This is a genomic window from Streptomyces sp. (genome assembly GCF_035563135.1).
Taxonomy (GTDB): domain Bacteria; phylum Actinomycetota; class Actinomycetes; order Streptomycetales; family Streptomycetaceae; genus Streptomyces.
Genome location: NZ_DATMVN010000070.1, coordinates 1 through 9,843, shown reverse-complemented (window position 1 = coordinate 9,843; position 9,843 = coordinate 1). Strand labels below are relative to the sequence as shown.

General features: G+C 73.6%; 7 protein-coding genes. 3 read left to right on the top strand and 4 right to left on the bottom strand.

Annotation, left to right across the window (positions count from 1 at the left end):
- Positions 1–295 precede the first annotated feature (295 nt).
- Positions 296–2,392, bottom strand: coding sequence for an NAD-dependent DNA ligase LigA (ligA, locus tag VN520_RS03140; RefSeq protein WP_414719759.1), 2,097 nt, complete (start codon positions 2,390–2,392; stop codon positions 296–298).
- Positions 2,393–2,495: 103 nt separating this feature from the next.
- Here ligA and VN520_RS03135 point away from each other — a divergent pair, with 103 nt between their 5' ends.
- A complete protein-coding gene (locus VN520_RS03135) occupies positions 2,496–3,551 on the top strand; it encodes a LacI family DNA-binding transcriptional regulator (RefSeq protein WP_325745277.1) in 1,056 nt (351 codons plus the stop codon).
- Between the two features lie 12 nt (positions 3,552–3,563).
- Here VN520_RS03135 and VN520_RS03130 read toward each other — a convergent pair whose 3' ends face one another.
- Positions 3,564–5,933: a phage holin family protein gene (locus VN520_RS03130; RefSeq protein ID WP_325745276.1), complete on the bottom strand. Its 2,370-nt coding sequence runs from the start codon at positions 5,931–5,933 to the stop codon at positions 3,564–3,566.
- A gap of 400 nt (positions 5,934–6,333) precedes the next feature.
- Between VN520_RS03130 and VN520_RS03125 the strand changes: the two genes are divergently transcribed.
- Both VN520_RS03125 and VN520_RS03120 read left to right on the top strand, forming a co-directional pair.
- Positions 6,334–7,110, top strand: coding sequence for an MBL fold metallo-hydrolase (locus VN520_RS03125; protein ID WP_325745275.1), 777 nt, complete (start codon positions 6,334–6,336; stop codon positions 7,108–7,110).
- Positions 7,110–7,727 (top strand): DedA family protein, encoded by a 618-nt coding sequence (locus VN520_RS03120; protein WP_414719758.1) that lies wholly within the window; start codon positions 7,110–7,112, stop codon positions 7,725–7,727. The genes VN520_RS03125 and VN520_RS03120 overlap by 1 nt, the downstream gene beginning before the upstream one ends.
- Positions 7,728–7,753: 26 nt before the next feature.
- On the opposite strand, the gene VN520_RS03115 is transcribed toward VN520_RS03120, so the two are convergent.
- Positions 7,754–8,782 carry an MBL fold metallo-hydrolase gene (locus tag VN520_RS03115; RefSeq protein ID WP_325745273.1) on the bottom strand — a complete coding sequence of 343 codons (1,029 nt, stop codon included), beginning with the start codon at positions 8,780–8,782 and terminating at the stop codon, positions 7,754–7,756.
- Between the two features lie 13 nt (positions 8,783–8,795).
- Positions 8,796–9,843 (bottom strand): aminotransferase class I/II-fold pyridoxal phosphate-dependent enzyme (locus VN520_RS03110; RefSeq protein WP_325745272.1); only part of this gene is annotated, 1,048 nt, incomplete at its 5' end.

Sequence of the window (9,843 nt, the reverse complement as noted above, 5' to 3'; positions counted from 1 at the left end):
TGGGGCGTGTTCCCCCGGGGTGCCCCCGGAAGGGGGCTCACCTCAGCCGCCCCCCGAGGGGGCCGGACCGGTGCGCCGCGGGGGCGGGTGCCTCCCGCCGCCGGAGGGCCTGGCGGCCGCGCCGCTGCCCGCCACGCGAAGAACGCATCGGTCCTCACCCTCAGGTCGTGCCGCTACAGCCGCCGGCTCGCACCGAGCCGGCGGCAGGAAGGCATGATCGATCCTTCACTATGCGATACAAGGCACTGAAACGCCATCCCCTTGGCATCCTGGGAGGGGCGCGCACTCGTGCCTTTCACACCTCCGGTGCCAGACAGTCCCCCACCAGCTCCGCGAACTCCTCGGGCGTGGCGATCCTGATCTCCAGCTGCTCCGCCTTGACGCGCTTGGAGCCGGCCTTCTCCCCCGCGACGAGCAGACTCGTGCGCTTGGAGACGCTGGAGGAGGACTTTCCGCCGGCCCGCTCGATCAGCTCGTTCATCTGGTTGCGCGAGAGCTTCTCCAGGACGCCGGTCATGGCGCCGGTGACGACCACGGTCATTCCACCGAGGGGCAGGCCCTCCGCCGTCCGCCCCTCGGCGTCTTCCTCCGGCCCGCTCCCGGGTTCCGGCGGCGGAGTGGCACCGGGCTCCGTCATGGTGACTCCGGCGGCCACCAGCTTGCCGATCAGCGGCGCCAGCTCCGCGAGCTCCGTGACGACCGCCGCCGCCTTCTCCTTGCCGATGCCGTCCACCTGCTGCAACGCCTCCGCGTCCGCCGCGACGATCCGGTCCATCGAGGCGAAGTGGCGGGCGATCCGCCGGGACATGGAACGGCCTGTACCGCGTACGCCGAGGGCGCAGAAGACGCGGGACAGGGGCCGGGTCCTGGCCGTCTCGATGGCCGCCAGCAGATTGTCGGTGGAGGTCTCCCCCATCCGCTCCAGGGAGAGGAGCTGGTCCCGCTCCAGTGTGAAGAGGTCGGCGAAGTCCTGGACGAGGCCGGCGTCGACGAGCTGGACGACCCGGGTGGCGCCGAGCCCTTCGATGTCGAGCTGGTCGCGGCCGGCCGCGTAGGAGACGGAGGCGACCAGGCGGCAGTCGCGTCCCCGGGTGCAGCGCCAGCGCTGCTCGCTCATGTCGATCTCCGAGCCGCACCGGGGGCAGGTCTCGGGGAAGGCGACGGGCTGTTCCTCGCCCGTCCGCAGATGCGCGACGGGCGCCTCGATGCGGGGGATGATGTCGCCCGCCTTGTAGACCATCACGTGGTCGCCCAGGCGCAGATCGCGGCGGGTGATGTCGGCCGGGTTGTGCAGCGTGGCGTAGCTGACCGTGGAGCCGTCTATCTCGACGGGCTCCAGCACGGCACGCGGTGCGATGATGCCGGTCCTGCCCACGTTCCATTCGACGCCCAGCAGCCGGGTGACCTTCTCCACGGCCGGGAGCTTGTAGGCGATGGCCCAGCGCGGTGCCCGCGTACCGGAGCCCGCGTCGCGCTGGTCGGCCGCCAGGTCCGCCTTGATCACGATGCCGTCGATGCCGAACGGCAGCGAGGCGCGCAGGGCGGCGATGTCCTCGACCCCGGTCTGCGCCTCCTCCACCGTGGTGACGGTGCGCGGGGCGACCGCGGTGCCGGCCGCCGTGTGCACGCCGAGCCCGGCGACGTACTCCAGGACCTCGCTGTGCGGGAGTTCGGCCAGGGTGGCCGACAGCTCACCGGAATCGGGCAGCGCGAGCGCCCCGTACGCGAAGAAGGTCATCTCCACGCGGTACGGACGGTCCTTGGCCCGCAGGGTGCCCGCCGCCCCGTTCCGCGGATTGGCGAAGGGAGCCGCGCCGTGCTCCGTGCGCGCCGTGTTGGCCTGTTCGAACTGCGCGTCGGTCATGAGGATCTCGCCGCGCACCTCGAGGGTCACGGGAGCGCCGAGCTGTTCGGGCAGGCCGAGCACCGTACCGATCGCGTGCGAGACGTCCTCCCCGGCCGTCCCGTCGCCCCGGGTGATCAGCCGGTCGAGGCGACCCTGCCGGTAGCGCACGGCGACGGCCAGACCGTCGAGCTTGGGCTCCACGCTCCAGGCGGCGACGGGCCGGCCTGTCCGCCGCTCCACGGACGCAGTCCAGGCGACGAACTGCTCGGTGGAGAACACGTTGTCCAGCGAGAGCATCGGGACGGTGTGCGGCACGTCCCCCGACACCGCCCCGCCCGCGACCTTCCCGGTCGGCGAGGCGTCCAGCACCTCCTGCGGGTGCTCCTCCTCGTAGGCCGCGATCCCGCGCACGAGCCGGTCGTACGCGTCGTCGTCGAGGCTGCTCTCACCCGCGGTGTAGTACGCGGCGGCGGCACGCTTGGCCTCTTCCACGGCGGCGGCGTAGGCGGCGGTGTCGGCGAGCACGCCGGCTGAGTTCGTCGTCATGGCCGCCATCCTGCCGCCCGCCACTGACAACGCCCCGGGGGCATGGCTGCTGACGTGCCGGAACCCTTCGACCGCCCCGCGGATCACCCGGTATAAAGACTGCATGACTGCCGACGTGTCACCGCCCGTACGCCCCGCCACCTTGGAGGACGTGGCCGCGGTGGCGGGCGTCTCGCGGGCGACCGTGTCCCGTGTGATCAACGGTGCGACCACGGTGGACCCGGCACTGCGGCGGGTCGTGGAGGAGGCGGTCGCCGCCACGGGTTACGTCCCCAATCGCGCGGCGCGCTCACTGGTGACCCGGCGGACCGACTCGATCGCCCTGGTGGTCTCGGAGCGCGAACGGCGCCCGGTCTCCGAGCCGTTCATCGGGCGGATGTTCTCCGACCCGCACTTCGGGCGCGTGGTCGGCGGGCTGATGGACGTACTGCGCCCCGCCGGCATCCAGATGGTGCTGATGCTGGCCGACGACGAGGCCTCCCGGAACCAGCTGCTGTCGTATCTGCGCCAGGGGCATGTCGACGGGGTGGTGCTGATCTCCTCGCACGCCGACGACCCGCTGCCGGGCCTGCTCCACGCCACCCGGCTCCCCGCCGTGCTGGCGGGCCGCCCCCGCGACGCCTCGCCGCTCACCTGTGTCGAGGCGGACCAGCGGGCCGGGGCCCGGATGGCGGCCGATCATCTGGCGGCCCTGGGCCGGCGGCGCGTCGGAACGGTCGCGGGACCGCAGGACATGCCTGCGGGACAGGTACGTCTGACCGGCTTCCTGGACGCCTTGGAGCAGCACGGGATCGGGGAGGTGGTGACCGCGGAGGGGGACTTCACCCATGCCGGCGGGGCTTCGGCGATGCGGCGGCTGCTGCGCGAACGGCCGGATCTGGACGGGGTGTTCATCGCCTCGGACCTGATGGCTCTGGGGGCGCTGCCCGTGCTCCTGCGGGCGGGCAGGGAGGTGCCCGGGGACGTCGCGGTGGTGGGTTTCGACGACAGCAACGCCGCGGTGGCGTGCGATCCGCCGCTGACGACCGTGCGTCAGCCGGTGGAGGAGATGGCGGCCGAGATGGCCAGGCTCCTGCTGAAGCAGATCGGCAGACCGGGCGACGGTCCCGCGCCCTCCGTGGTCTTCCCTCCGACGCTGGTACGGCGCGAGTCCGCCTGACGCCGGGGTCTTTCATCCACGCGCCTCAGGTACGGCGTCGTCGGAACCCGGGACCGCAGGGAGCGGCTCGACCGCACGGACCGGCGCATCGGCGCGGACGGGAGCAGCGGCGCGGCCCGGTTCGCCGGTGCGGACGGAGAGGGGAGGGTCTTCGCCGGCGCGGAGGGGCCCGGGAGGGTCTTCGCCGACGCGCACGGAGACGGGAGCTCCCACCGCGGCCGGGCCGTCCGGGAACGGCTCGTCCACCCGCACCGCCCCGGCGAAGCCCTCCTGCCGCAGGGGGACCTGCGGCCCGGAGAGCTCCCTCAGCCAGCGCGCCAGCACCTTGTGCACGGCTTCCGCTCCTACGAGGCCCGCCCGGGGCACCCCCACCGGTACGGCCGGAGACTCCCCCCGGGGCGTTTCCGCCGCGATGGCGTCGAGCGGGTCCGTCAGCGTCCTCGGCCACAGCAGGAACGGCCGCGACTGTTCGCCGCCGAGCCCGCCGTGCGAGCCGATCTGCTCCTCGAAGGCGTGCACCCGGCCGGTCCCGGGGTCGTACATCGAGTTGACCATGACGTCCGCGACGTGCGGGAAGCCGTCGGTCCGCCGTACCGCGTCCGCCGCGCCGGGCCCGAAGCCGGCGATCGGTCCTTCCCCGTCCGTCAGCTCCGCCACCGGGACCTCCGCCCCGCCCCGGCCGAGCACCACCGATCCGTGCTTCTGGCTCCGTACGAGCAGGAAGCCGATCCCCGGATGGTCGGCCAGCGTGCGGAGCAGCGCGGGGTAGCGGCGGTCGAGCTGCTCGCGCGAGGCCCGCCCCTCGATGTCCGGGAACGACAGCAGCCCGAGATTTCCGGAGGCGAGCACGACCGGCTCGGAGGGCTTCGCCGGGTGCTCCGCCTCCTGCACCCCCACGACGGGCCTGTGCAGTGCGATGCGCACCGCGTCGCGGGCCTCCGAGGCGCTGCGGGTGCGCTGCGCCCGGCGGGGCACGGGCAGCCCGCAGCCGGCCCGTACGAGGTCCTTGAGTGTGAGGCCGTAGCGTCCCGCGAAGGTCTCCCCGGGGCTCTGGCCGTGGTCGGAGAGCAGGACGACCCGGTAGTCGCGCGGGGTGCGGTCCGCGATCTTCATGATGAGGCCCAGCGAGCGGTCGAGCCGTGTCAGGACCTTCTCCGCGTCCCTGCTGTGCGGTCCGGAGTGGTGGGCGACCTCGTCGTAGGCGACCAGATCGGCGTAGACCGCGGTACGGCCCGCGAACATGTCGCCGATCACCGCGGCGACCACCACATCGCGTTCGACCACGGTCGCGAACGCCCTGATGAAGGGGTACAGCCCGCCGCGTTTGACCCGGGGCGACTCCTTCCGCATCCGTGCCCGGACGGACTGGCCGATCTCCCGGCCCACCTCTGCGACGAAGGACAGGGCGGTGCGGACGGCGTTGGCCGGGTCGGAGAAGTAGGCGAAGTAGCCGGCGCGCGAGCGGCGTCCCTTGCCGAGCCTGGCGGCCATCGACAGGACCAGGGCGAGCTGGTCCGCGCCGCCGCTGAAGAGATTGCCCCGGCTGGCGCCGTCGACGGTGAGCAGACCGCCGTCATGGGTGCGGGCGATGGCTCTGCGCTGAAGTTCGAGGGCGCTCGCCGGTCTGCTGGAGACCATGACGGTGCCGGTCTCCTTCTCGAACCAGCGGAAGGCCGGGACGTCGAAGTTGCTGCCGTGCAGGAGGGCGAGCTGGCTGGCGCCGGTCTGGCTCGACCAGTCGGTGGTCCAGGGGGTGAGCCGGTGGCCCGCCTCGTCGGCGAGCAGGCCCGCCACGGTCGGCATGAGGCCGTCGGCGGCAGCCTGTTCGAGCACGTCGTGGCCCACGCCGTCGAGCTGGAGGAACACGATGCCGGGCGGGCCGCCCCGCTCGCCGTCCGGGCTCCGCGGCGCACCGCTGCGTCTGCGGCGCCGGTCGGCGAGGCGGGAGAGTCTGCGCCGGTAGGCGTCGTCGTCACGGACCGCCAGGGCGGTGGAGGTCGCGGAGGCGACGGCGGACATGACCGCCGCCACGACGACGGCGGTCTCCGGAGCGGCGTCGCCGCGCCCGTCCGGGATGAGGCGCAGGGCGATCAGCAGCAGCGAGCCGTTGAGGAAGAAGACGAGGGCTCCCAGCACCAGCGCGGGCACGATGAGCAGCGCTCTGACGAGCACGGGCCACACCAGGGCGGAGAGCAGGCCGAACGCCCCCGCGCCCCAGGCCGCGGTGAAGGCCGTCCTCGTGACGGTGTCGCCGTTGTCGGCCTGGAGCTGGAAGTCGGGCAGCATCCCGGCCAGTGCCAGCATGGTGAGGGTGGAGACGGCCCACACCGAGATCACGCGTATGAGGGTGCCCCCCGCCGTACGCCATCGCCCGTCACTCACGCCGTTCCACCTCACGTCCGGGCCCGCCGTCCGTCCTGGACCCGCGTCAAGCCTGTCACAGCGTCCTCGGGTCCTTCCGGGGCCCCGGGCTCTCTCCGGGAACCAGCAGCTGTCGTATCCTGCGGCCGGCACGGGCATCCTGCGGTGGAGGCCCGCCCCGGTGCGCGCCGTGCGGGCGGGCTCCTCCAGGCCGGCGGCCCGTACGTCTGCGCCGTCGTCCATGAGCGGGTCCCCCGCACCCGGACGCCGGCCGCGCCCCTGCCTGTGCCGCGGCCCTCCGCAGCCGCCCGCAGCCGTGCCGGAACCGTCGTCCGGGAGCACCGCGGCATGGGAACGGCGTGGAGCGCCTACCCTCGTACGCGTACGACGACGGATCGGGCGCGGACGAGGAGGCGGGACGGTGGAGGTCACGTGGTGGGGTCATGCCACCTGCACGATCGAGGACACCGGGGTCCGGGTGCTGACCGACCCGCTCTTCGCACGGCGCTTCGCGCATCTGCGGCGCCGCCGGGGTGACGTCCCGCCGCCGGAGGCCGCGGTCGCCGACGCGGTCCTGGTCTCCCACCTGCACTCCGACCATCTGCATCTCCCCTCCCTGGCCCGTCTCGCCCCCGGCAGCCTGCTGATCGTGCCCCGGGGTGCCGTCGGGGCCGTGCCGGGGCTCCGGCTGCTGCGCCGGGCGCGCGGGCTGCGGATCGCCGAGGTCGTCCCCGGGGACGTGGTGCGGGTCGAAGGGGTCCTGATCCGCGCGGTCCCGGCCCTCCACGACGGCCGCCGGCTGCCGGTCGGGCCGCAGCGGGTGCCCGCTCTCGGGTACGTCGTCGAAGGCGAGGCCCGCACCTATTTCGCCGGTGACACCGGGCTGTTCGACGACATGGCGGATGCGGTGGGGCCGGTGGAGGTGGCGCTGCTGCCGGTCGGCGGCTGGGGGCCCAACCTGGGCCACCACCATCTGGACGCGGCACGCGCCGCGCAGGCGCTGACCATGCTGAAGCCGCAGTCCGCGGTGCCGGTGCACTACGGCACGTACTGGCCGATCGGGATGGACGGTGTCCGGCCGCACGAGTTCCACGCGCCGGGTGACGAATTCGTGCGGCAGGCGGCGCGGGTGGCACCGGAAGTGGCGGTGCACCGGCTGGGGCACGGCGAGCATGTGAGGCCGGAGGCCCGTAGGTGATGGAAGAAGTGCTGCGGCAGCTGCCGACGGAGTCGACGCAGCAGGCCGTTGCCTACCCCGCGCTGTTCCTGCTGGTAGCGGTGGGAGCACTGGTGCCGGTGGTGCCGACGGGGGTGCTGGTGAGTTCGGTGGCCGTGGTGACGTTCCACCAGACGTCACCGTTCGCCCTGCTCATCGTGTTCGCCGTGGCGTCGGGGGCGGCGTTCCTCGGGGACATATGTCTGTACTGGCTGGGTGAGCGCGGGGTGCGCTCCAAGAACGGTTCGAAGTGGCTGGAGGCGATCACCGGCCGGGCCGCTCCGGAGCGGCTCGAACAGGCGCAGCAGAAGCTGGACGAGCACGGCACGGTGGTGCTGGTGCTGTCCCGGCTGGTGCCGGCCGGGCGGATTCCGGTGATGCTGGCCTGTCTGCTCGGCGGGATGCCGCTGCGGCAGTTCGCCCGGGGTGATGTGCCCGCCTGTCTTGCCTGGGCGGCGACGTACCAGATGATCGGGGTCCTGGGCGGTTCGCTGTTCCACGAGCCGTGGGAAGGTCTGCTCGCGGCGGTCGTGCTCACGCTTCTCGTCAGCGGGGCGCCGGCGCTCTGGCGCCGGCTGCGGGCACGGCTGGCCGGCTGAGGGGCCGGTGCTCCGGCCGGACACGGTCAGGCTTCCAGGACGCGTGAGCCGCCGACCGGCAGGTCCCAGAGGTCGGCCCGCGGGAAACCCGCCCGCTGCCATGCCGTACGGAGCCGGGTCAGCGGTTCGAGCACCGGTTCGGCGGAGAGCAGGAACGTCGCCCAGTGCATCGGGGCCATCGCGCGGGCCCCGAGTTCCCCGTACGCCTGCACGGCCTCTTCGGGGTCGGTGTGCACGTCCGAGAGCCACCACCGCGGTTCGTACGCCCCGATCGGCAGCATGGCCAGGTCGAGGCCGGGATAGCGGCGGCCGATCTCCTTGAACCAGTGGCCGTAGCCGGTGTCCCCCGCGAAGTAGATCCGCCGTCCCCCCGCGTCGCCGATCACCCAGCCGCCCCACAGGGACCGGCAGGTGTCCAGGAGGGTGCGCTTGGACCAGTGGTGGGAGGGCACGAAGTCGAACCGGACACCGCCCAGCTCCACCGATTCCCACCAGTCGAGCTCGGTGACACAGGTGAAGCGGCGGCGCCGGCACCAGCGGCCGAGGCCGGCGGGGACGAGGAGCGGGGTGTCCTTCGGGAGCCTGCGCAGGGTGGGGGCGTCGAGGTGGTCGTAGTGGTTGTGGCTGATCAGGACCGCGTCGACGGGCGGCAGTTCCTCCCAGCGGACGCCGACCGGAGTGATTCTGGCGGGGGTGCCCAGGATGCGCCGTGACCAGACCGGGTCGGTGAGGACGGTGAGCCCGCCGATGCGGACGACCCAGCTGGCGTGCCCGGCCCAGGTGACGGCCGCCGTGTCCGGGCCTGCGGCGGGCAGGGGCCGGGGGGCGTACGGCAGCCGGTGGATGCCGCGGAGTCCCTCGGCGTTGGGCCGCATGGCGCGCTCCCTGGCCAGACGGGTCATGCCCCTGACACCCGGGAGTGGCGCGGTGAGCCGGTCGGCGAAGCTGCGGGGCCAGGTCCGGGGTTCGCCGAGCCGGCGTGGAGCAGCGGCGACGGGACGGCCGGTGGGCGCGCGGCCGGGTCCGGCGGGCGGGCGCTCGGTCTGTTCCGTCATCGAGAGGCTCCTGTCATCGGAGTTCATCGAGGGCTGCTGCGAAAATGCTCAGCGCTCTGGCGACATGGGGCAATTCCAAGGGCTCCACCGCAGTGAGGGACTCCGTCTGCTGCTCCGGGGTTGAGCCGAGCAGCGGGCCGGTGCTCAGCCGCACCCTCAGCGCTCCCAGTTCGTCACCGAAGCGGTGCCCGCCGGGAGCGGGGGCGCCGAGACGTCCCGTCAGGTATTCCTCCAGCTCCATGGAGTCCGTGACGCCCCGGGCGGCCAGCCGGGTGCGCAGGGGGCCGAGATCGGCGTAGAGGTGCCGCCCGGCCTGCGGCGGCCTGGCCAGGGCGCCGACGGTGAGCACCGCGCGGTGTGCCGCGGAGGCGACCTGGGACTGGAGCCGCGCCGCCTGCCGGATCCTCTCCGTGACGGCCTCGGGTTCGCCCAGTGCGTGGGCGGCGGCCCTGGCGACCGGCTCGGCGACCAGGGCGCCGAGCGCGGTCAGGATGTCGAGGACCCGGGCCCGGCGCGCGGCCGAGCGGGCGGTGGCCGGGAAGCGTGCCACGGCGACCGGCCAGGCGGACGGTGTGAGGGCTCCGGCCAGGTCGGACAGGACGGTGACGTCGTCGGGACACATCTCGGCGGGGCTGAGCACGACGGTGTCGTGGGGCCGGTGCAGGGTGTCGCGCCAGGTCTCGTCGCTGACGATGTGCAGCCCTTCGGAGACCGCTGCCTCGCACGCCTCGCGGACCAGTTCCGGCGGGGCGAGGGTCGCGGTCGGGTCGTCGGCCACGGAGATCAGGAGCAGCCGGGGCCTGCCGCCCTCGGCACGCACCCTGCGTACGGTCTCCAGCAGGGCGTACGGGTCGGGAACACCGCCGCACTCGGCGGGTGTCGGCACGTGGTAGGCGGGCCGGCCCAGCAGCCGCGCCTGCGGCATCCACGTGGCGGGGCAGGGGCGGGGCATCAGCACGTCGCCGCCGTACGCGGCGATCAGTGCGAGCAGCAGCGGCTGGATCCCCGGGGCCGCCGCGATCTCTTCGGGCCCGCCGTGCAGGCCCCGCCGCTCCCAGTAG